The organism is Pseudomonas sp. B14(2022) (assembly GCF_012030485.1).
In the GTDB taxonomy this organism is placed as follows: Bacteria; Pseudomonadota; Gammaproteobacteria; order Pseudomonadales; family Pseudomonadaceae; genus Aquipseudomonas.
Window position 1 is genome coordinate 231,118 of record NZ_JAAUVM010000008.1, and the last position, 19,808, is coordinate 250,925.

Consider the following 19,808-nt stretch of genomic DNA (forward strand, 5'->3'; position numbering starts at 1 on the left):
GGGAAACTGTCAAAGACTGTTAACGGCTGAGCCCATGGCGTTCATGCCACTGTGCGATGGATTCTTCGGGGTATTCATCAAACTGCAGATCGCCCTTGGGCACGCTGACTTCGACCCACGGCGCCTTCGAGCCCAGCATCAGGTGCGTATGCGCCGGCGGCTCCGGCAACGGCGTGTCGATGGCCGAGGCAAACGGGTGGATCAGCTCCGGCCACTCCGGGCTGAACAGCCATAGCGCACTGCCGCACTGCGAACAGAAATGCCGCTCGGCGCTACTCGCATGCGCACGGCTGGCGCCCTCCGGCTTGAGCCGGGCGTGGTAGATCGAAATCTGTTTGCGTCCGCGCACCTGCAAACTCTTGGAGTCGCCGGCCAGGTTGATCGCGTAACCGCCGCCGCCCTGGGTCTTGCGGCAGATCGAGCAATAGCAACGCTGGTAAGGGTAGGGATGGGCACTGGTGAGGCTGAACGTCACGGCGCCGCAGTGGCAGGATCCTTCGAGTTGCATGGGGAGTCTCCTCTGGCAAAGTGACTATTGAGCTTAGGCGTTTTCCGGCATCAAGGTCGCGATCAGTGCGCGGATCGTCCCCGGCAGCGCTTGCGGCTCACGCACCAGCTTATCGGTGCTGAAGTGCAGTCCCTGCAACCCCGCTGCTTCCACGGGGCCGGTGATGATGCCCATCTCACTGGTGCCATCCAGGGTCAACAGGTGCGAGGGACAGGGCCCCTCCCACATTGGTTTTGCGTCCGGCTCTATTGGTCCATCGCACTCAAGATTGCATGGGCGACTTTTACCCGTTCGGCATTCGGGTAGTTCTTGTTCGCCAATATCACCACGCCCAAACCTTTGCTCGGCACATACGCCACGTAGGCGCCAAACCCATTGGTGGAACCGGTTTTATTCACCAGGGTGTCGGCGTGGGGCGCTTGCGCTGGCGTCAGCCAGTCGACGGTGTGCGGCTCCATTGCCATGGGTGTGGAGTTGCCGGCAATCAACGCATCGAGCTGGATGGGGTAGGGGTACATTTCCCAACCCAGGCCCTGGATCATGCCGTCCACGCTGTAGTAACCCGTGTGAGTCACGGTAATCGCCTGTTGCAAGGTTTTATCCAGATTCGCCGGGTGCATGTTCACCTCAACGTACTTCAGCAAGTCCGCAGCGCTGGTCTTGATGCCGTAGGCCTCGCTGTCCATGGCGCCGGGGCCGACGCGCACAGGTTTGCCATCTTTGCCATAGCCCTGGGCGTACAGGCTCATCTGGCTCTGCGGCACCTTGATGAAGGTGTGCTTGAGCCCGAGTGCGGGCAACAGGGTTTTCTCCATCACCTGATCGAACGGCTGCTTCAGGCTCTGCGCCGCCAGATAGCCGAACAACCCCAGGCTCGGGTTGGAATACAGGCGCCGGGTGCCAGGAGCGAAGTCGGGTTTCCAGTGCTGGAAGTAGCTGATCATGCGCTGGCTGTTATCCGCCTGAGCGGGGAACTGCAGGGGCAAGCCGCCTGCGGTGTAGGTGCCGAGGTTAAGCACGCTGATGTGGTCGAACTTGCCGCCGCCCAGTGCCGGCAGGTAGTGGCTGGCCGGGTTGGAAAGCTTGAGTGCGCCGGTGGCCACGGCATAACCGGCCAGAGTGGCGGTGAAGGTTTTGCTCACCGAGCCGACTTCGAACAGGGTGTTTTCGCTGACCGGCTGGCGGGTGTCGGTGGCCGCGACGCCGTAGTTAAAGTATTGCGCCTTGCCGTCCCGCACCACGCCGACCACCAGGCCGTTAATCGACTGCTGCTGCATCAGCGGTTTTACATTGGCATCCACCACCGCCTGCAGGTCGGTGGCGGCCAGGCAGTTGCCGGCGGCGATAAAGACCGCGAGGGCGGTGAAATTACGCACGCCAGACAATAAATGTTGGGGCATGATAACGCTTCCATGAGAATGATCGATTGAATGAAGAGCCTGCGCGGGCGAGGCAAATGTAGGCAGTTCGCCAGCCCTGGGCAAACGATGATATCTCGCAGCAGCCATTAGAAATATTAGGGTCGATATGCTCCGCTCCCATTTACCGTTGAACGCCTTGCGCGCGTTCGAAGCGGCCGCCCGGCATTTGAGCTTTACCCGCGCTGCCATCGAGTTGTGCGTGACCCAGGCGGCGGTCAGCCATCAGGTCAAAAGCCTGGAGGCGCAGCTCACTGTCACCTTGTTCAAGCGCCTGCCGCGCGGGCTGATGCTCACCCGCGAAGGTGAAACCCTGCTGCCGGTGGTGCGCGAGTCGTTCGACCGCATTGCCCATACCTTAGGTCAGTTCGAGGGCGGGCATTACCGCGAGGTGCTCACGGTGGGAGCGGTTGGCACCTTCGCCGTCGGCTGGCTGCTGCCACGACTGCCGGACTTCCAGAGCCGCTACCCGTTCATCGACCTGCGCCTGTCCACCCACAACAACCGTGTCGACGTGGCGGCCGAAGGCCTGGATTACGCGATTCGCTTCGGTGCTGGTGCCTGGCACGGCACCGATGCCTGCCACTTACTTGAGGCGCCGCTGAGCGTATTGTGCGTGCCCGCGCTTGCCGAGCAGCTGCACACGCCGGCCGACCTGTTGAAACACACGCTGCTGCGCTCCTACCGCGCCGATGAGTGGAACCTGTGGTTCCAGGCTGCCGGGTTGCCCGCCGACACCCTGGTACCGCGCAGCATCGTGTTCGACTCGTCGCTGGCGATGATGGAAGCGGCGTTGCAAGGCATAGGCGTCGCGCTGGCGCCGGCGCTGATGTTTTCGCGGCAACTGGAGAGTGATGTGATTCGCCAGACTTTCGACGTCGGCATCAGCACCGGCAGCTACTGGCTGACGCGCTTGCAGTCGCGGGCCGAGACCTCGGCGATGCTGGCATTCAAGGACTGGTTGCTGGAGGAGCGTGGGAACGATCACTGTGGGAGGGGGCAAGCGCTTATCAAACTTTCTACTCCTTAACTGACAGGCATCAGGGCAAGCCCCTCCCACATGTTGACTGCATTCAGGCCAGGTATTTACGGAACCAGCCCAGCGTCCTTTCCCACGCCAGATTCGCCGCCGCCTCGTCATAACGCGGTGTCGAATCGTTATGGAAACCATGATTGGCCCCCTTGTAGATATACGCTTCATAAGTCGTGCCGGCAGCCTTCAGGGCCTTTTCATACGCCGGCCACCCTTCGTTGATCCGCGTATCCAGCTCGCCGAAATGCAGCATGATCGGCGCCTTGATGCGCGGCACGTCCTTGTCTTGCGGCTGGCGCCCGTAGAACGACACCGCCGCGCCCAGTTCCGGGTAAGCCACCGCCGCTGCATTGGTCACGCCGCCGCCATAGCAGAAGCCGGTGATGCCGACCTTGCCGGTGCTGCTGTCGTGGCGCATCAGCCATTCGATGGCGGCGAAGAAGTCGTTCATCAGCTTGGTCGGGTCGACTGCCTGTTGCAGCGCCACGCCTTTTTCATCGTTGCCGGGATAGCCGCCCACCGAGCTCAGGCCGTCCGGCGCGAGGGCGATAAACCCGGCTTTGGCCAGGCGCCGGGCGACGTCTTCGATGTAGGGGTTGAGGCCACGGTTTTCGTGGACCACCACCACGGCCGGCAGCTTGCCGGCGGCCTTGGCCGGGCGCACCAGGTAGCCACGCACGGTGCCGTTGCCCTTGGGCGAGGGGTAGGTGATGTAGTCGGCAACGATGTCCGGGTCGGTGAATTTCACCTGTTCGGCCAGGGCATAGTTGGGGCTCAGGGCCGCCAGCAGGGCCGAAGCGGTGAGGCCGCCAAAGGTGAACAGCGCGGCGCGGTCGAGAAATTCGCGGCGGTTGATCTTGCCGTGGGCATAGCCGTCGTAGAGTTCCAGCAGTTCGGGGGCAAAGTCTTTCGCGGTGAGACGAGTCATCGGTTCGGTCCTCGATTAGCGGTGCCAGTCAATGTAGACCAGGATCAGCTTTCACGGCCATGGGCGGCTGCAGCCAGTTCGCGGGTGTCGACGCGCACGAACAGCGAGTCGCCGACTGCCGTGAGCACCTCTCCAGCGTACACCTCGCAGACCACGCGGCTTTTGCGGCCCACTTCGCCTTCGACCCGAGCGCGCAACGTGAGGCGCACGCCCATCGGTGTGGGCTTGATAAATTTGATGCCCAGGTTGCCGGTGACGCAGTCGATGCGCGGCAGGCTGCCGGGTTCGCGCTGTTCGGCACGGTAGTGGTAGGCCATGGCGGTCCAGTTGGAATGGCAGTCCACCAGCATGGCGATCAAGCCGCCGTAGACCAGGTCGGGCCAGCCGCTGTATTTTGCCTCGGGATGATGTTCGGCGACGACATGGACACCATCGGCGTCCCAGCGGCTCTTGATGTGCAAGCCATGCGGATTGCTGCCGCCGCAGCCGTAGCAGATGCCTTCCGGCGCGGTGATGTCCTGTAGAGAAGGGGTGGGCATGCAGCGTCCTTATTGTTGTAAGCGACTAGCCTGTTTAGCAGGACCGGCACCTGATGGGAATACATCCATTTTTTTGCGGAGCGTGGCATGAAGCGTCGAATTCTCACGTTGGCCCTGGCCCTGGGTGTCATCGGCTGTGCCCAGGCGGCGGAGTACACCGACGTCAACCGCACCGCCAGCCAGATCAGCTTTACCTATACGCAGTTGGGGCAGCGGGTGTATGGCACCTTCGGCGACTTTGAAGGCACGCTGGGCTTTGACACGCAAAAGCCCGAAACCGGCCATGCCTTGCTCAAGATCCAGCTGGCGAGTATCGATGCCGGCAGCCCGGAGGCGAACGATGAGCTGCAACGGGCCTCGTGGTTCGATACCGCGACCTATCCGGTGGGCGTGTATGAGTCCACCGGTGTCACGGCCTTGGGGAATAACCGCTTCAACATCAGCGGTAACCTGACGATCAAGGGCACCACGCGCCCGGTGGCGGTCAACGTAGTGCTCAAGGAGCTGGATGGCATTGGCGTGTTCGACGGTGAGTTCATCCTCAAGCGCGGCGACTTCAGGATCGGTGAAGGCGAATGGGCCGGCAACAGCGTGGTGTCCAACGACATCAACATCAAGTTCAAGATGGTCGCGCCCCAGCGTTAGCGCGCGAACCGCTTGGCCCCGGCCACGCAGCCGATCACCGCAATCGTCACCAGCAGCATGCCCAGGCTGACCTGTTCATGCAGCAAGCCCGCTGCCAGCGCCAGACCGAAGAACGGTTGCAGCAGTTGCAATTGGCCAACGGCAGCGATGCCGCCCTGGGCCAGGCCGCGATACCAGAACACAAAACCGATCAACATGCTGAACAGTGACACATAGCCCAGGCTCAGCCAGGCCGGCAGGCTGATGCCACTGACGCTTGACGGTGCCAGCGCCAGGCTCAGCGGCACCACCACTGGCAACGACACCACCAGCGCCCAGCAGATCACCTGCCAGCCGCCCAGGCTGCGCGACAGTTTGGCGCCTTCGGCATACCCCAGGCCGCACACCAGCACTGCCAGCAGCATCAGCACGTCACCTGCCGGTGCGGCGCTCACGCCTTGGGCAAAGGCGTACCCCATCACCAGCGCACTGCCGAGGATCGAAAACAGCCAGAACACCGGGCGCGGACGCTCGCCGCCGCGCAGTACAGCAAACACGGCGGTCGCCAGCGGCAGCAGGCCGATAAAGACGATGGAGTGTGCGGAGGTCACGTATTGCAGCGCCAGCGCAGTGAGCAGGGGGAAACCGATCACCACGCCAAGGGCGACGATGGCCAGGGGCATCCATTGATGGCGCGCGGGGCGTTTTTCCTTGAACAGACCCAGCAAGACCAGCCCCAGCAGGCCGGCAATGGCAGCGCGGATCAGGGTGAGGAACACCGGGTCGAATTCCATCACCGCCAGGCGCGTGGCCGGCAACGAGCCGCTGAAGATCACCACGCCGATGAAGCCGTTGATCCAGCCTTGAGTGCGGGTATCCAGGGTGCTGAGGGGAGAAGTACGTTCCATGAGGGGCGCCCGAAAAGGATGAGTTGCGTGGGAGGCATCCTAGGGTCGAAGATAAAGACAATCAAAAAATTGTCATGGATACATCGCTTATGCCCCGCGCCCGCTACAAGTCGTTGGTCGACAGCTTTGCCGAGGCCATTCGCTCAGGCAGCATGCCCCCCGGCACACGGCTGCCGACCCACCGCCAGTTGGCCGCCGAGCATGGCCTGGCGCTGGTCACCGCCAGCCGGGTGTACGCCGAGCTGGAGGCCATGGGCCTGGTCAGTGGCGAGACAGGCCGGGGCACCTTTGTGCGCGAAATCTCGCTGCCGCCGGGGCAGGGCAGCGGGCAGATGAGTGTGGCGGCGGGCATGCTCGATCTGAATTTCAACTACCCGTCCTTGCCGGGCCAGGCCGACTTGCTGCGCACCGCATTGCGCCAGTTGGCGCTGTCCGGCGACCTTGAAGCGCTGCTGCGTTACCAGCCCCACGCCGGTCGCCCGCATGAGCGCGCCGCCGTCGCGCGGCACCTGTTGAGCCGAGGGCTGACGGTCGAGGCCGAACAGGTGCTGGTGGTCAGCGGCGCCCAGCACGGGTTGGCCGTGACCATGATGGCCTTGCTCAAGCCCGGTGATGTGATCGCCGTCGACGCCTTGACGTATTCAGGGTTCAAGGTGCTGGCCGAGACGCTGCACCTGGAGATCGTCGCCGTCCCGGTCACCGCCGACGGCCCGGACCTGGATCACCTGCAAAGCCTGTGTCGCAAGCGCCCGGTGCGTGCCGTGTACAGCATGCCGACCCTGCATAACCCGTTGGGCTGGGTGCTGAGCCTGGCGCAGCGTGAGCAGTTGGTGGCGATTGCCCGTCAGCACAACCTGATGATCATCGAGGATGCGGCCTATGCGTTCCTGGCCGAGGACGTGCCGCTGCCCGTGGCGAGATTGGCGCCGGAGCGCACGGTCTACGTGGGCGGGCTGTCCAAAAGTGTCGCGACCGGCCTGCGCGTGGGGTTTATCGCTGCCCCTTCGGGTTGGGTGAAAGCACTGGAGCGCACCATCATGGCCACCACCTGGAACGTGCCGGGGGTGATGAGTGCGATTGCGGTCGCCTGGATCGAGGACGGCACGGTGGCGCAACTGGAAGCCCAAAAGCGCCAGGATGCGCGGGCGCGGCAAGCCTTGGCGGCGCAGGTGCTCAAGGGGGTGGCCTACACCAGCCACCCGTCATCGTATTTCTTGTGGCTGCCCCTGGCGGAAGAGGCCCGCGCCGATCAAGTCGCCATGACCTTGCAGCGCGACGGTATTTCCGTCTCCACCGCCGAGCCCTTCGCCGTTTCGGCCCACGTGCCCCACGCGTTGCGCCTGGCCTTGGGCTCGGTGGACATGCCGGCGCTGCGCGAGGCGTTGGTGAAGGTGCGCAAGGTGGTGCAGTGGTGAGCCTGATGGCTCACCGCTAGCCATCAGAATTTAAACGCCTGGCGACCGATCAGCAGCCAGTGGCCTTTCTGCTTCTGCCAGATCTGGAAGTTCTCGATTTCGGTCGGCACTTCTTTGCCACTGTTCACCGCCAGGGCGGAGAAGTGGTTGCGTACCAGTGCAGTGTCGCCGCTCAAGGTGATGGTCTGTTTCTGCATTTCGAGGGTCTTGAAGCCGCTGCGTCCGGTCTCGATGTCGGCGATGAATTCCTGCTTGTTCTGGATCTTGCCGCTTGAGTGGCCGTAGGTGAGGTTCTCGGCGGTCAAGCTCTGGAGCTGCTTGAGGTCTTTATGCAGCATCGCCTGGGTCAGGTGGTCGACCGCTTGGGCGACGTCTTTGTCGGCGGCAGGGGCAGCGGCCACATACCCGCTGAACAGGCACAGAAAACCGATCAGCACTTTGACGTTTTGCATGGGTGTTTCCTTATTGTTGTTGGGGTGGTGTGCGGGCAACACGTTACCGAACGTGTCATCGTACAACATTGCTATAGTCGCAGGGGGTTTGGAAAGTAAAATTTAGAATATTGCGCAGTTCCTTGGTTTGTAAGGGTTGGATGAGATTTTCAATCTTGTACGATGTCTCATCACAGGTTAAAACTAGTCTCCCATCTAACAATAAAATAACGGAGATACCTATGGATTTTCCCCCTTCGCCTGCCCGGCCCGAACACAGCCGCCGGGGCTTTCTCAAGCGATCCCTGGCGGTTTCCGCGTCGGTGGCGGTGCTGGGTAACCTGCCTCGCCTGGCAGACGCTGCCGAGCCGTTGAGTCAGCGTTATCCGGACCCGCTGATCAAGGTGCTCGACGACAGTTTCCTCGAGCTGCGCCTGTTCAATGCCAGCGTTGAGCGCCTGGCGACCGGCCTGCGCTGGGCCGAGGGGCCGGTGTGGATCGGCGATGGCCGCTACCTGCTGCTCAGTGATATCCCCAACAACCGCATCGTGCGTTGGGATGAGGTGACCGACAGCCTGTCGGTGTACCGCGAAAACGCCAACTTCTCCAACGGCATGTGCCGCGATCGTCAGGGTCGCCTGCTGGTGTGCGAAGGTTCGACCACCTCTGGCGAGGGGCGGCGTATTACCCGCACCGAGCACAACGGCCGAATCACCGTGCTGGCGGACAGCTTTGACGGCAAGCCCTTCAACTCGCCCAACGACATCGTGTGCAAGCGCGATGGTTCGGTGTGGTTCAGCGACCCGCCATTCCAGACCGGCAACAACTACGAAGGCCACAAGATCACCCCCACCCAACCCCATGGCGTGTACCGCATCGACGCTGAAAGCGGCAAGGTCACGCGGGTGATCGACGATCTCAACGGTCCCAACGGCCTGTGCTTTGCGCCGGATGAAAGGACCCTCTACGTGGTGGAAGGGCGGGCCAAGCCCAATCGGCTGATCTGGGCTATTGACGTCAAGGACGACGGCACCCTGGGAGAGCGGCGAAAGCATATCGAAGGCTTTGAATACGCAGCGCTGGACGGCATCAAGTGCGACGAGAGCGGCAATCTCTGGTGCGGCTGGGGCGGCAATGGCGACCCCAAGGCCGACCTGGAGAAGCTCGACGGCGTGCGCGTATTCAATCCCCAGGGCAAGGCCATCGGGCATATCTCGCTGCCGGAACGCTGCCCCAACCTGTGCTTTGGCGGCCGCGAAGGCAACCGCCTGTTCATGGCCGGCAGCCATTCGATCTACGCGTTGTTCGTCAATACCCGAGGGGCGGATTTCGCCTGATAGGCGCTGAAAAAGATCCACTGTCAGCGTCGGTTCACCGGCGTTCACAGTGGCCATTTAGCGCTATGCTGCGTGCTCCCGAAACATCAGAGCGTTACGCAAATGGACTTCGATTGGCACAGCGCCCCCATCACCCGCAGCACGCCTGTCACTTCACACTACAAAAACACCCAGAACGTACGCCGTTTCATGCGTGAGCACTGCGGCGCGGGGTTCAAGTTCGACCGGCCTTTCATGGCCTGGATTCGCAACCCAACACCCAAGACGATGGGCGACGTGGTGGATGAGTGGCAGCGTCGCAACGAGGACTCGCGCCCATGACACCGGATGAAAAATACCAGGCCGTGCAACAACGCCTTGGCTATCAATTGGATGAGTTCAAAGTCGGCGGCAACTACACGCCGCTGGTGCGCGACGGCAACCACCTGTACATCAGCGGGCAGATTCCTCGCGTCGGCGACACGATCGTGCTGCCGGGTAAAGTCGGTGACACCTTGACCCTGGCCCAGGCGCAAATCGCTGCCGGCATCAGTGCATTGCGCTGCCTGGGCCTGCTCAAGCAAGCGCTCGGTTCGCTGGGCCGGGTCAAGGCCATCCCGCGTATCACCGTGTATGTGCGCAGCGCCGAGGACTTCGATCAGCAGAGTGAAGTGGCCAACGGCGCGTCCGACCTGTTGCACGAGATCCTCGGCAGTGCCGGGGTGCATACGCGCACGTCGGTGGGGGTGATGCAGTTGCCGAAGTCGGCGGCGGTGGAGATCGACATGATTGCGGTCGCGCGCGACTGATGATCAGTGGCGTGGTGTTTGCCGCCTGCCATGCCTTCCTGGCCTTGAGCGTGACCCAACTGGGATGGCCGGTGTTGCTGTTTACCCCTGATCGAAGGGCTGGCCTGCGCGCTGGTGCGTATGCGTCATGGCGTGTTGGCTGCAACGGCCTGCCATGGCACGGTAATCCTGCTGATTGCCGTGCCCTATATGGCCTGACTTGAAATGCGGTTAGAACTGTGGGAGGGGGCTTGCTCCCGATTGCAGTGGGTCAGCCACAGTTGCATCAACTGACACTCCCTCATCGGGAGCAAGCCCCCTCCCACACTTAACCGAGTACACCAGTCACAACTCCGGTCGGCTCGAAGACTGCAAAAGCCAGAGCAAAAGCAGACCGAGATCTACCTGATATATGCAGATCCAAATGTGGGAGGGGGCTTGCTCCCGATGGCAGTAGTTCAGCCACAGATGCATCAACTGACACTCCCTCATCGGGAGCAAGCCCCCTCCCACAGTGAATCAGTTAGTTTGTCGCCAGCGGCGGCGTGCGCGGCGGGATCAGGCGTTTGCTGCCGGTGGCTTCATACGCCGCCGCAAACCGCAGCAATGCCGAATCCTCATAGGCCCGCCCGGCAAAGGTCAGCCCGACCGGCATGCCGATATCCGCCATCACGCCCATGGGCACGGTAACGGTAGGCACGCCCAGATGGCGGATGGCGAGGTTGCCGTTGGCCACCCATACACCATTGCTCCACGCGATATCGGCACTGGCTTCGTTCACATCGGCATCCGCCGGGCCCACATCGGCCACGGTCGGGAACAGCACCGCGTCAAGGCCGAGGCCGTCCATCCAGTCTTCCAGGTCGATCCGCCGGGTTTGCTCAAGGCCACGCAGGCCATCGGGGACGGTGCTGATCTCGTTCCACGGGGTGATGCCACGCTCGGCCATGCGCACGTATTCGTCCATGCCGGCCGCGAGGTCGTCTTCACGGTTGGGCAAGGTGCCGGGGTCGTGGGGGAAGATCTTCGGCCCGTCCACATCGGCCAGGCGGTTCAGGGCCGGATCATTGTTGGCGCGCAGGAAATCATCGAAGGCCCAGGCCGACAGTTCCCACAGTTCATCGTGCAGGAATTCCTTGGACACCAGGCCACGGGTAAACACGGTCGGCGCGCCGGGGCGGTCGCCTTCGCAGTTGGACACCAGCGGGAAATCCACCTCGACGACCTCGGCGCCGGCGGCTTCCAGCGCCCGGCGGGCGTCTTTCCATAAGTCGATGACGCTGTCACGGGTGTTGATCTTCTGCCCGGTCGGCCCGCCGATGCCGGGCTTTTCGCTGGTGCCGGCTTCGGGGTCGGCATTGATGTACATGCGCGGCACGCCGAAGCGTTTGCCGGCCAAGGCTTCAGTGTTGACCGCCAGTTCAGCGTAGGACGCCGGGCGCACCGAGGCGACGTCGGGGATCGGCACCCACGGCTGCAGGCGCCACAGGTCGCCACGGGTGTCCGGGTCGTCGGCCACCACCACGTCGAGCACTTCCAGCAGGTCGGCCATGGTGCGGGCGTAGGGCACCACCACGTCCATGGTCGGGGTCAACGGCCAGTTGCCGCGCACCGAAATCACCCCACGGGACGGGGTGTAGGCGCACAGGCCGTTGTTGGACGCCGGGCCACGGCCGCTGGACCAGGTTTCTTCCGCCAGGCCGAAGGCGGCAAAGCTGGCGGCGGTGGCGGTGCCGGCACCGTTGGATGAACCGGAGGCGAACGGCGCGGTGAGGTAGTCGGCGTTATACGGGCTTTCCGCGCGGCCATACACGCCGCGCTGCATGCCGCCATTGGCCATCGGCGGCATGTTGGTCTTGCCCAGGCAGATGGCGCCACCGGCGCGCAGACGCTCGATGGTGAATGCATCGCGCTGGGCGACCAGCTTGGCGAACGCCGGGCTGCCGGAGGCGGCGGTCAGCCCTTTGACCAGATAGCTGTCCTTGGCGGTATAGGGAATGCCATCCAGTGGTCCCAAGGTTGTGCCCTTGGCCCGGCGTGCATCGGAAGCCTCAGCTTCCTTCAGGGCTTCGGGGTTACGCACGACGACGGCGTTGAGTGCGGTAGCGGTCTGCGGGCCGTCGTAGGCATCGATCCGCGCAAGGTAAGCGTGCACCAGTTCAACGGCCGTGGTCTGGCCGGATTCGAGCGCCGCGCGCAATTGGGCAATGGAGACTTCGGTAACTTGCATGACGTTTTCTTCGCCGCCTTAAGTTGAGGTATGGCGGCAGTCTACGTACAGATATTTCACAAAACCAGTGCGGCATTTTCCCCATAGGCGGCACGCATCACCTGCCAGGTGGCGTCGTCCGCGGGAATCAGATGTTCGATGCGCAGGGAGGTGAGAGTGATGTCCTGGGGCATGCCAAAGGTGGTGAAGGTGGACAGGAAGCTCAGTTCGCCCCGACTGGAGTGCAGGCGGGTCACCACCAGCGGCGGCATTTCAGCGGGCGGCGCAGCGTGGGCGGGGGCGGGCAAGCTCGCCAGTAACGCGGCCAATACGGGGTTGCCCAACGCTTCGCGGCTTGCCCGTTGCCAGGCCAGGGTGCGGATTTCTTCGGCGTTGATCAGGTGGTCGCCCAGGCCACCGGGTTGCAGCAGGGTGGTCAGCAGGTTCAGGCCTTCCATTGGCGGCGTGACCCCCACGAGCCCCAACAGCACACCAGTACTGGCATTCGCCGCCAGTACTTCCCAGTGGCTGCCGAGCAGGATCGCCGGGGCCGGGTTGTTGGCGTGCAGTACATGGCTGACCGCCTCGCGAATCGCAGCCATGGCCGGCGCGGCGAGCGGAGTAGCGGTATAGCGGGGCGCGAAGCCGGCGGCGAGGAACACGCGGTTGCACTGTTCCAGCGGTGTTTCCAGTGCGGTTAGCAGGTGCTGCAACGTACCTGGGCTCGGCTTGGCGCGGCCGGTTTCGAGGCAACTGAGGTGGCGCTGGGAAACGCCGGTGATCAGGGCCAGGTCAAGTTGGCTCAGGCCAGCCTGTCGGCGTAGCTGGCGCAAGTGTTCGCCGGCAGTAGCGGGGGTATCCATGGCGTGACGATGACCTCCGAGGTCATTGCGAGGAAGGCAACCTTATCACTAGGGTGGGCCTTGATCACGTCAAGGAACAGACCATGCACAAACCTTATCTGGCACTCGCCGCTCTGCTGGGCTTTTCGCTGTACACCCTGTTCACGCTGCTCACGGCCGAGCAATCGTTGCTGGCCTTCGGACGAGAGTTGGTATCGCGCCCGGACACCGCGCAGGTAGTAACCGACCTGTACCTGATGGCCGTGCTGGCCTGTGTGTGGATGTACCGGGATGCACGGTCGCGGGGACGGTCGCTGGCGTCGGTGCTGCCGTACTTCTTGCTGACGGCGGTGTTCGTCTCGGTGGGGCCGTTGCTCTACATCGTGCTGAAGGGATTTCGGGATGAATGAGCTGTTGAACATCTACGCCCTGTGCGTGCTGGTGCTGTGCCTGAAGATGTTTGGCATTTCCTGCTATCAGGGTTTTTTCCGGCTTCGCGGGCTGGCCTTCACCAACCGCGAAGATGCGGCAGTCTTCAAGCGTGCTGCACATCCCGTGGAGTTACCCCAGGTGAGTCGGGCGTCCAGGGCCTGGGCCAATGACCTGGAGAATATCCCGTTGTTCTTCGTGCTCGGCGGGTTGTGTGTGGCGCTGGGCACTGCCGGTGCGCCCACAGCCTGGTTGTTCGGCGGTTTCACCCTGGCGCGGATGGCCCATACGCTGATGTATCTGGCGGGATGGCAGCCGTGGCGCACGCTGGCGTATGGGCTGGGGGTGGCGTGCCTGTTCGGGCTGGGCGCAATGACGGGGTGCAGTGTGGCGGTCAATTACGACCTTTCGCTGTAGGAACCAGACCCCGTCCGATCCACCAACCGAATGCTATCCCGCCCGCCACGCTTGGACTCATACAGCGTGGTGTCCCCCTGTTCGATCAGCGCCGCGAGGCTGGCCGGCGGCTGGTCGAACAGGGTGGCGCCGATGCTCAGGGTCACGGGCGCGGGCGTGGCGAACGTCTGCGCGGCCAGTTGCTGAAACTGCTCGCGCAGGCTGCTGCCCAGTTCGACGATCTGCTCGGTCGAGGCCGGGTTGAGCAGGATCACAAACTCATCACCGCCCAAACGTGCAGCCAGCGCGCCTCGGGGCACGACTGCGCGAATCATCTCGCTCAAGGCGATCAGCACGCGGTCGCCGGCGGTATGGCCGTGGAGGTCGTTGACCGACTTGAAGTTGTCGATGTCGATCAGCAGCAGGGCGCCCGGTTGTTGCGCCGACACCTGGGCCAGCAGGCGCGGGGCGCGCAGGTCCAGGGCGCGGCGGTTGTAGAGGGCGGTGAGCGGGTCGCGGGCGGCGAGGCGGGCGATCTGCTGTTCGCGGCGGTAGCGTTCGGAGCCGGTCATCGACAGCGCAATCAGCATGATCGCCATCGCGCCTTCCACCAGGGACACCTGGATGATCTCGCCCTTGAATGCCGCAAGGTCGATCAAGGTGCCGGGGATCATCACCGACAGCGCCTTGGCCACGTAGAAACTCCCGTGGACCAGCAGCACATAACGCAGTTGCACCGCGCCGATGCTCAATGACCGGCCGTGGGGCCGCAGCAGGAAACTCGCACGCAAGGTCGGCAGTGCGACCAGCAGCGACTGCACGCCGAGCATGGCTTTGGACCACGGCAGGTCGGTCGGCAGCATCAGCATGCCCAGCCACACGGCCAGCATCAGCAGCCACAGTGGTGACAGGCGCACGTGGGTAAAGCGCGCGACACCGAGCAAAAACAGGACATGCGCGCTCACCAGCAAGCCGTTGGCAAACCAGATGCCGATGAGCAAATAGCCATTGATGCGCAGCAGGGCCAGGGTGGAACCGACGGTGATGGTGGCGAAACCGGCGCTCCAGAACAGCAGCGAAGGTTCGCGTACGCTGCGCCATTCTATGGCCAGGTACAGGGCAGCAGCGGCGGCCAGGGCAACGGTGAGTGCCAGAATCGTAGGAGGGTCGAGCGTCATTTCGTGCCGGGTCTGCCTGGGTGTGCGTTTAAACCGGAATTGTAAGCGCACACACAGGGTTTTCAGAACACAAAAGGTAGTGGCATACAGCTATTCGATGATCGGCGGTTCAGACGCCTTTGGTCGACGGCAGCAGTATCGTCAGGATGCCCACCAGCGGCAGGAATGAGCACAGTGTGTAGACGTACTCAATGCCGTGGCTGTCGGCGAGCAGGCCGAGCAGCGCCGCGCCGATACCGCTGAAGCCGAACATCAGGCCGAAAAAGATCCCGGCGATCATGCCGACATTGCCCGGCACCAGTTCCTGGGCAAATACCACGATGGCCGAGAACGCCGAGGCGAGAACAAAACCGATCACCACGCTGAGCACGGCGGTCCAGAACAGGTCGACGTAGGGCAGGGCCAGGGTGAACGGCGCGGCACCGAGGATCGAGAACCAGATGACTTTCTTGCGCCCGATCCTGTCGCCGATCGGCCCGCCCGCGAAGGTGCCCACGGCCACAGCCCCGAGGAACAGGAACAGATACATCTGGGAACTCGATACCGACAGGTGGAATTTTTCAATCAGGTAAAACGTGAAGTAGCTGGTCAGGCTGGTCATGTAGAAGTATTTGGAGAACACCAGCACCGCCAGCACCACCAGGGCAAACGTCACGCGGCCTTTGGACAAGCCGTGGGTGGCTTTGCCGCCTTGCTTGAGCTTGAACAGGTTGAGGTGGTTGCGGTACCAGCGGCTCAAGCCATACAGCACCAGGATCGCGAACACGGCAAACAGCCCGAACCAGGCGATGTTGCCCTGACCATAGGGAATGATGATCGCCGCCGCGAGCAACGGCCCCAACGCGCTGCCGGCGTTGCCACCGACCTGGAAGGTCGATTGCGCCAGGCCGTAGCGCCCGCCGGAGGCCAGGCGCGCGACGCGCGAGGTTTCCGGGTGGAAGGTCGATGAGCCGACGCCCACCAGGGCTGCCGCCAGCAGGATCGCCGGGAAGCTGCCGACAAACGCCAGCATCAGGATGCCGACCAGGGTGCAGACCATGCCTGCCGGCAGCAGCCACGGCTTGGGATGCCGGTCGGTGTGGTAGCCGATCCAGGGTTGCAGCAGGGACGCGGTCAGTTGGAAGGTCAGGGTGATCAGGCCGACCTGGGTAAAGCTCAGCCCGTAATTGGCCTTGAGCATCGGGTAGATCGACGGCAATACGGCCTGGATCAGGTCATTGATCAGGTGCGCCAGGGCACAGGCGCCGAGGATGCGCATGACTAACGGGCTTACTTGAGGCGGACTCGAGGTGGCAGCAGATGATGCGGTCAAGGTCGACATACAGGCATTCCATACAAGGCAGCGAACTGGGGCAGCGAGTACTTAAGCTCGCTGCCCATTTCAATTTGTTTCAGAGCTTATGCTAGATTCGCCAAGAATGCCTGTCTCGCGTAATTCGGGAGGCAACCATCGTAAAAAGGGCGAAATGATCAAATCACTGGATAAATTTCTGCAGGAGATCGATGAGGGCGACTGGGCTGTCATCAGTTCGGCCACCGATTATCCGGAAAACTGGGTGATACCCGAGCACAGCCACGAAAAGCATCAATTACTCTACGCCACCGAAGGCGTGATGGTGGTGCATTCGGCGCACAACCAATGGACGGTGCCGCCCAATCGCGGCTTCTGGATGCCCTGCGGGCACGTGCACTCCCTGCGCTGCGTGGGCGCCCTGAAAATGCGCAGCGTGTTTGTTCGCCCCGACAGCTTCCCCAACCTGCCGACCGAGACCAAGGCGGTGAGTATCTCGCCGTTGCTCAGCGAGCTGATCAAGGCCTCCGTGAGCTTGAAACCGCCCTATGCCGAAGACTCCCGCGATGCGCGGATCATGCACCTGATCCTCGACGAACTCGCGCTATTGCCGGCTTTGCCGCTGTCGCTGCCGCAGCCCGCCGACCCGCGTATCAACCAGATCTGCCTGGCGTGGCAGGATGACCCGGGCGATGCCTCCACCGTGGCGGATTGGAGCGAGCGCCTGGCGCTCGACCAGAAAACCATCCAGCGCCTGTTCCGCAAGGATACCGGCATGACCTTCGGCCAATGGCGCCAGCAGGCGCGGCTGCTGCTGGCATTGGAGCGTATCGCGGTGGGACAGAAGATTATCGATGTGGCCCTGGAGCTGGGCTACGAAAGCCCGAGTGCGTTTACCAGCATGTTCAAGAAACAGTTTGGCAAGACCCCGAGTCATTTTTTCCGCTGACGTCGGCGCAGTAGTCGTCCAGCAAGCTGTTGAATGCGTCGATATCCAGCGGTCGGCTGAGGAAGTAGCCTTGGCCTTCCTCACACGCCACGCTTTTGAGCATGGCCAGGTGTTCAGCGGTTTCAATGCCTTCGGCCGTTACCGTCAGGGCAAGGGCACGGCCCAAGCCGACAATGGCTTGGATAATCGCCTTGTCATCCTCGCTTTCCTCCAGCCGGGTCAGGAAGCTGCGGTCGATTTTCAAGCCGTCGAACGGGAACGCACGCAGGTAGCTGAGGGACGAATAGCCGGTACCGAAGTCATCCATGGCAATGCGGATGCCCAGTTGCTTGAGCGTGCGCATCACCTCAAGCGCACCGACGGCGTCCTCGAGCATGACACTTTCGGTCATTTCCACCTCAAGGCGCGCAGCGTCGATACCCGAGGCGTCCAGGGCGTGGCGCACGCGCTCCACCAGATTGCCGCGCTTGAACTCGGTGGGTGACAGGTTCACCGAGACGAACAGCGTGTCCGGCCACTGCGCCGCGCATGCGCAAGCGGTTTCCAGTACCCAGTCACTCAGCGACAGAATCAACCCCGATTCTTCGGCAATCGGAATAAAGGTGTCCGGGGCGATCAGCCCGCGTACCGGATGCTGCCAGCGCACCAGTGCTTCGGCCCCGACCATCTGCCCGTCGGCGATGCGATAGCGCGGCTGGAAGTGCAGGCGCAGTTCAGCGTGCTTGATCGCAAAGCGCAGATCGCTCTCCAGGCGCCGCCGTTCGATGATCCGCGTATTCATTTCCCCGGAGTAAAAGCGCCAGGTATTGCGCCCGGCCGCCTTGGCCTCATACAGCGCGATATCGGCGTAGCGCAGCAGTTCGGTGGCATCGCGGGCATCGGTGGGCGCCATGGCAATGCCGATACTGGCGCTGATAAACACCTCTTGTTCGTCGATTCTGATTGCCTGCTCGATGGACTCGATCAAGCGCAGGCACAGGCTTTCGACTTCCTCCTGGCTGCCTGCATCGCTGAGGATCAGCACAAACTCATCGCCGCCGATACGGGCCACCAGGTCACCGTGGCGCACGCAGGCGGCCAGGCGGCCGGACACTTGATTGAGCACCCGATCACCGGCGGCGTGGCCGAGCAGGTCATTGACCGGCTTGAAGCGGTCCAGGTCGAGGCTGAGCATCACCAGCGGCTGCTCGGCGCTGGGCAGGGCCTTGAGTTTGCCGTCCAGGAACGCCTGCAGGCGTGTGCGGTTGGGCAGCCCGGTCAGGGCGTCGTGTTGAGACAGGTACTCGATGCGCCGACGTGCTTCGACTTCTTCAGTCACGTCGGTGGCCGTGCCGCGAAACCCGCCGCAGGGCATTTCCCGCGCCGACAGCCGGGTGGTGCGCTCCTGTCCCTGGGCATCGATATAGCGGCACTGCACACTGACGTCCACGCGCCGACCCGGGGTGCTCAGCCATTGCGACAGCAGGCCGGCTTCGGTGTCCAGCAGGTCGCTCATCGCGGCCCCGAGCCAGGCTTGCCGGGCCAGGCCGGTGACGTTTTCGAAGCGTTCCGACAGGTAGGTAAAACGCCAATCGGCATCGATTTCCCAGACCCAGTCGGAACTTGCCTCCACCACATCCCGAAAGCGTGCTTCGCTGGTGGCCAGGGCGTTCTGGCTGTCCAGCAGTGAGGTGTGGCTGGCATCCAGGGCGAGGGCGGCGGCAGTGGCGCGGCGCAGAATCACCCAGGTCATCAGGCACACCAGCAGCGCGGCCAGCCCCAGCAGCGGCAAGCCTACGCTCATCAAGCGCAGGCCGGGTCGCGCAGGTTCCCAACGCAGGCTGCCGGCCGCGCCGTTATCGCCCAGAGGGAAAACCAGGGTCTTGCCGATGTCGTCGGGCGTGGCCACATGCAGCTTGCCCACGCCGAAGTCAGCGCCGATTGCACTCAGCTTGGCGCTGTTGAGGACGTCGACGAAGATCAACACCGAGGCAGGCCGGCCATCGGGCTCTACCGTAGGATCGGTGCCGGGCGTGATCGCGGCGGCGGCCACCAGTGCCGGGCTGCCGCGTACATTGATGAACGCCGTGACCGGTGTTTCGTTTTCAGCCCCGGCACGCGCCTGCTCGATAATCTCGGTCAAGGGTTGGTCGAGCCACTGCGAGAGCTCGATGCTTTGCTGCTCGCCCTTGATCACCGAGTAAACCGTTCGATTATCGTTGTTGACCACAAACAGGCCTTGGAAACCGAAGTCCTGATACAGCGTGGCGCCGACGTTGCCGCGCGCGTAGGCCCAATCGCTGTCCACTGTCATGTGCAGGTGCTTGTAGGCATCGCTCCAGAAGGCGTAGTCCTTGACGGTCACCCGTAGGGATTTTTCCAGGGACTGCATGGCTTTGCGGGTATAGAACGCGCTTTCCTCCTGTTCGGAATGGTCCAGTTCGCGCGCAAGGTACACCAGGGAGTAGGCGGCGGCTGCAAAGACCAGGGCCAGCAACGCCACGAAATTGAACAGCGATGTACGTGCCAGCGACAGGCTGGTGCGATTGGAGAGCTTGCGCACAATGGGGGCGAGAGAGTTCGGCATATTTCCCGCAGGACGTCGCTGCAAGTAGGGGATATGCCTG

At 62.9% G+C, this 19,808-nt stretch carries 20 protein-coding genes and 2 pseudogenes; 10 read left to right on the forward strand and 12 right to left on the reverse strand.

Annotated elements, in window-relative coordinates; translation table 11 throughout:
• Positions 1–19: 19 nt before the first annotated feature.
• From HCF10_RS14815 to ampC, 3 genes and pseudogenes are all read right to left on the reverse strand, one after another.
• Entirely contained in the window at positions 20–508 is a 489-nt protein-coding gene (locus tag HCF10_RS14815; RefSeq protein ID WP_145337571.1) for a GFA family protein, read from the reverse strand.
• Between the two features lie 102 nt (positions 509–610).
• Positions 611–700 (reverse strand): annotated as a pseudogene (locus tag HCF10_RS14820) (LysR family transcriptional regulator); the annotation flags it as partial.
• A 53-nt stretch (positions 701–753) separates the two neighbouring features.
• Positions 754–1,908, reverse strand: coding sequence for a class C beta-lactamase (gene ampC / locus HCF10_RS14825; protein ID WP_167655841.1), 1,155 nt, complete (start codon positions 1,906–1,908; stop codon positions 754–756).
• A 127-nt stretch (positions 1,909–2,035) separates the two neighbouring features.
• On the opposite strand from ampC, the gene HCF10_RS14830 reads away from it, so the two are divergent.
• Positions 2,036–2,956 (forward strand): LysR family transcriptional regulator, encoded by a 921-nt coding sequence (locus tag HCF10_RS14830; RefSeq protein ID WP_167655842.1) that lies wholly within the window; start codon positions 2,036–2,038, stop codon positions 2,954–2,956.
• Between the two features lie 43 nt (positions 2,957–2,999).
• Here HCF10_RS14830 and yghX read toward each other — a convergent pair whose 3' ends face one another.
• Together yghX and HCF10_RS14840 are read right to left on the reverse strand one after the other, a co-directional pair.
• Entirely contained in the window at positions 3,000–3,887 is an 888-nt protein-coding gene (yghX, locus tag HCF10_RS14835) for a YghX family hydrolase (protein ID WP_167655843.1), read from the reverse strand.
• A 44-nt stretch (positions 3,888–3,931) separates the two neighbouring features.
• Positions 3,932–4,426 (reverse strand): PaaI family thioesterase, encoded by a 495-nt coding sequence (locus HCF10_RS14840; RefSeq protein WP_131696078.1) that lies wholly within the window; start codon positions 4,424–4,426, stop codon positions 3,932–3,934.
• A gap of 87 nt (positions 4,427–4,513) precedes the next feature.
• Here HCF10_RS14840 and HCF10_RS14845 point away from each other — a divergent pair, with 87 nt between their 5' ends.
• On the forward strand, positions 4,514–5,071 hold the full coding sequence (locus HCF10_RS14845) for a YceI family protein (RefSeq protein ID WP_167655844.1): 558 nt from the start codon (positions 4,514–4,516) through the stop codon (positions 5,069–5,071).
• Here HCF10_RS14845 and HCF10_RS14850 read toward each other — a convergent pair.
• Complete coding sequence (locus HCF10_RS14850; protein WP_167655845.1) at positions 5,068–5,958, reverse strand: DMT family transporter; 891 nt, start codon at positions 5,956–5,958, stop codon at positions 5,068–5,070. The two genes, HCF10_RS14845 and HCF10_RS14850, sit on opposite strands and share 4 nt — an antisense overlap.
• Before the next feature lie 89 nt (positions 5,959–6,047).
• Here HCF10_RS14850 and HCF10_RS14855 point away from each other — a divergent pair, with 89 nt between their 5' ends.
• A complete protein-coding gene (locus HCF10_RS14855; RefSeq protein ID WP_167655846.1) occupies positions 6,048–7,373 on the forward strand; it encodes an aminotransferase-like domain-containing protein in 1,326 nt (441 codons plus the stop codon).
• 23 nt (positions 7,374–7,396) lie between these two features.
• Here the strand turns inward: HCF10_RS14855 and HCF10_RS14860 are convergent, their stop codons facing one another.
• Entirely contained in the window at positions 7,397–7,825 is a 429-nt protein-coding gene (locus tag HCF10_RS14860) for a nuclear transport factor 2 family protein (protein WP_024075865.1), read from the reverse strand.
• 221 nt (positions 7,826–8,046) lie between these two features.
• Here HCF10_RS14860 and HCF10_RS14865 point away from each other — a divergent pair, with 221 nt between their 5' ends.
• The 4 genes and pseudogenes from HCF10_RS14865 to HCF10_RS31430 all read left to right on the forward strand — a co-directional run.
• On the forward strand, positions 8,047–9,141 hold the full coding sequence (locus HCF10_RS14865) for an SMP-30/gluconolactonase/LRE family protein (protein WP_167655847.1): 1,095 nt from the start codon (positions 8,047–8,049) through the stop codon (positions 9,139–9,141).
• Between the two features lie 102 nt (positions 9,142–9,243).
• Positions 9,244–9,462 carry a DUF6434 domain-containing protein gene (locus tag HCF10_RS14870; RefSeq protein WP_131696083.1) on the forward strand — a complete coding sequence of 73 codons (219 nt, stop codon included), beginning with the start codon at positions 9,244–9,246 and terminating at the stop codon, positions 9,460–9,462.
• The gene (locus HCF10_RS14875; RefSeq protein WP_167655848.1) at positions 9,459–9,929 is read left to right on the forward strand and encodes a RidA family protein; all 471 of its coding nucleotides are present in this window, start codon (positions 9,459–9,461) and stop codon (positions 9,927–9,929) included. The genes HCF10_RS14870 and HCF10_RS14875 overlap by 4 nt, the downstream gene beginning before the upstream one ends.
• Positions 9,929–10,127, forward strand: a pseudogene (locus HCF10_RS31430) (CPBP family intramembrane glutamate endopeptidase); the annotation flags it as partial. The gene HCF10_RS14875 and the pseudogene HCF10_RS31430, both read left to right, overlap by 1 nt.
• A gap of 304 nt (positions 10,128–10,431) precedes the next feature.
• Here HCF10_RS31430 and HCF10_RS14885 read toward each other — a convergent pair.
• Positions 10,432–12,138, reverse strand: a complete 1,707-nt coding sequence (locus HCF10_RS14885) for an amidase (RefSeq protein ID WP_131696085.1) — start codon at positions 12,136–12,138, stop codon at positions 10,432–10,434.
• 56 nt (positions 12,139–12,194) lie between these two features.
• Positions 12,195–12,980 (reverse strand): helix-turn-helix domain-containing protein, encoded by a 786-nt coding sequence (locus HCF10_RS14890; protein WP_167655849.1) that lies wholly within the window; start codon positions 12,978–12,980, stop codon positions 12,195–12,197.
• An 83-nt stretch (positions 12,981–13,063) separates the two neighbouring features.
• On the opposite strand from HCF10_RS14890, the gene HCF10_RS14895 reads away from it, so the two are divergent.
• Positions 13,064–13,369, forward strand: a complete 306-nt coding sequence (locus HCF10_RS14895) for a DUF2834 domain-containing protein (RefSeq protein WP_131696087.1) — start codon at positions 13,064–13,066, stop codon at positions 13,367–13,369.
• The gene (locus HCF10_RS14900; protein ID WP_131696088.1) at positions 13,362–13,805 is read left to right on the forward strand and encodes an MAPEG family protein; all 444 of its coding nucleotides are present in this window, start codon (positions 13,362–13,364) and stop codon (positions 13,803–13,805) included. Before HCF10_RS14895 ends, HCF10_RS14900 begins: the two co-directional genes overlap by 8 nt.
• On the opposite strand, the gene HCF10_RS14905 is transcribed toward HCF10_RS14900, so the two are convergent.
• Both HCF10_RS14905 and HCF10_RS14910 read right to left on the reverse strand, forming a co-directional pair.
• Complete coding sequence (locus tag HCF10_RS14905; RefSeq protein ID WP_145337584.1) at positions 13,787–14,962, reverse strand: GGDEF domain-containing protein; 1,176 nt, start codon at positions 14,960–14,962, stop codon at positions 13,787–13,789. The two genes, HCF10_RS14900 and HCF10_RS14905, sit on opposite strands and share 19 nt — an antisense overlap.
• Positions 14,963–15,071: 109 nt before the next feature.
• Positions 15,072–16,283 carry an MFS transporter gene (locus tag HCF10_RS14910; RefSeq protein WP_167655850.1) on the reverse strand — a complete coding sequence of 404 codons (1,212 nt, stop codon included), beginning with the start codon at positions 16,281–16,283 and terminating at the stop codon, positions 15,072–15,074.
• 97 nt (positions 16,284–16,380) lie between these two features.
• On the opposite strand from HCF10_RS14910, the gene HCF10_RS14915 reads away from it, so the two are divergent.
• Positions 16,381–17,202 (forward strand): AraC family transcriptional regulator, encoded by an 822-nt coding sequence (locus tag HCF10_RS14915; protein ID WP_167655851.1) that lies wholly within the window; start codon positions 16,381–16,383, stop codon positions 17,200–17,202.
• Here the strand turns inward: HCF10_RS14915 and HCF10_RS14920 are convergent.
• A complete protein-coding gene (locus HCF10_RS14920) occupies positions 17,159–19,768 on the reverse strand; it encodes a bifunctional diguanylate cyclase/phosphodiesterase (RefSeq protein ID WP_167655852.1) in 2,610 nt (869 codons plus the stop codon). The genes HCF10_RS14915 and HCF10_RS14920 overlap by 44 nt on opposite strands.
• Positions 19,769–19,808 lie beyond the last annotated feature (40 nt).

Bases quoted from the DNA above. Each gene is read 5' to 3' on its own strand.
- HCF10_RS14815 (WP_145337571.1), bottom strand. From the start codon at position 508: ATGCAACTCGAAGGATCCTGCCACTGCGGCGCCGTGACGTTCAGCCTC.
- ampC (WP_167655841.1), bottom strand. From the start codon at position 1,908: ATGCCCCAACATTTATTGTCTGGCGTGCGTAATTTCACCGCCCTCGCG.
- HCF10_RS14830 (WP_167655842.1), top strand. From the start codon at position 2,036: ATGCTCCGCTCCCATTTACCGTTGAACGCCTTGCGCGCGTTCGAAGCG.
- yghX (WP_167655843.1), bottom strand. From the start codon at position 3,887: ATGACTCGTCTCACCGCGAAAGACTTTGCCCCCGAACTGCTGGAACTC.
- HCF10_RS14840 (WP_131696078.1), bottom strand. From the start codon at position 4,426: ATGCCCACCCCTTCTCTACAGGACATCACCGCGCCGGAAGGCATCTGC.
- HCF10_RS14845 (WP_167655844.1), top strand. From the start codon at position 4,514: ATGAAGCGTCGAATTCTCACGTTGGCCCTGGCCCTGGGTGTCATCGGC.
- HCF10_RS14850 (WP_167655845.1), bottom strand. From the start codon at position 5,958: ATGGAACGTACTTCTCCCCTCAGCACCCTGGATACCCGCACTCAAGGC.
- HCF10_RS14855 (WP_167655846.1), top strand. From the start codon at position 6,048: ATGCCCCGCGCCCGCTACAAGTCGTTGGTCGACAGCTTTGCCGAGGCC.
- HCF10_RS14860 (WP_024075865.1), bottom strand. From the start codon at position 7,825: ATGCAAAACGTCAAAGTGCTGATCGGTTTTCTGTGCCTGTTCAGCGGG.
- HCF10_RS14865 (WP_167655847.1), top strand. From the start codon at position 8,047: ATGGATTTTCCCCCTTCGCCTGCCCGGCCCGAACACAGCCGCCGGGGC.
- HCF10_RS14870 (WP_131696083.1), top strand. From the start codon at position 9,244: ATGGACTTCGATTGGCACAGCGCCCCCATCACCCGCAGCACGCCTGTC.
- HCF10_RS14875 (WP_167655848.1), top strand. From the start codon at position 9,459: ATGACACCGGATGAAAAATACCAGGCCGTGCAACAACGCCTTGGCTAT.
- HCF10_RS14885 (WP_131696085.1), bottom strand. From the start codon at position 12,138: ATGCAAGTTACCGAAGTCTCCATTGCCCAATTGCGCGCGGCGCTCGAA.
- HCF10_RS14890 (WP_167655849.1), bottom strand. From the start codon at position 12,980: ATGGATACCCCCGCTACTGCCGGCGAACACTTGCGCCAGCTACGCCGA.
- HCF10_RS14895 (WP_131696087.1), top strand. From the start codon at position 13,064: ATGCACAAACCTTATCTGGCACTCGCCGCTCTGCTGGGCTTTTCGCTG.
- HCF10_RS14900 (WP_131696088.1), top strand. From the start codon at position 13,362: ATGAATGAGCTGTTGAACATCTACGCCCTGTGCGTGCTGGTGCTGTGC.
- HCF10_RS14905 (WP_145337584.1), bottom strand. From the start codon at position 14,962: ATGACGCTCGACCCTCCTACGATTCTGGCACTCACCGTTGCCCTGGCC.
- HCF10_RS14910 (WP_167655850.1), bottom strand. From the start codon at position 16,283: ATGTCGACCTTGACCGCATCATCTGCTGCCACCTCGAGTCCGCCTCAA.
- HCF10_RS14915 (WP_167655851.1), top strand. From the start codon at position 16,381: ATGCCTGTCTCGCGTAATTCGGGAGGCAACCATCGTAAAAAGGGCGAA.
- HCF10_RS14920 (WP_167655852.1), bottom strand. From the start codon at position 19,768: ATGCCGAACTCTCTCGCCCCCATTGTGCGCAAGCTCTCCAATCGCACC.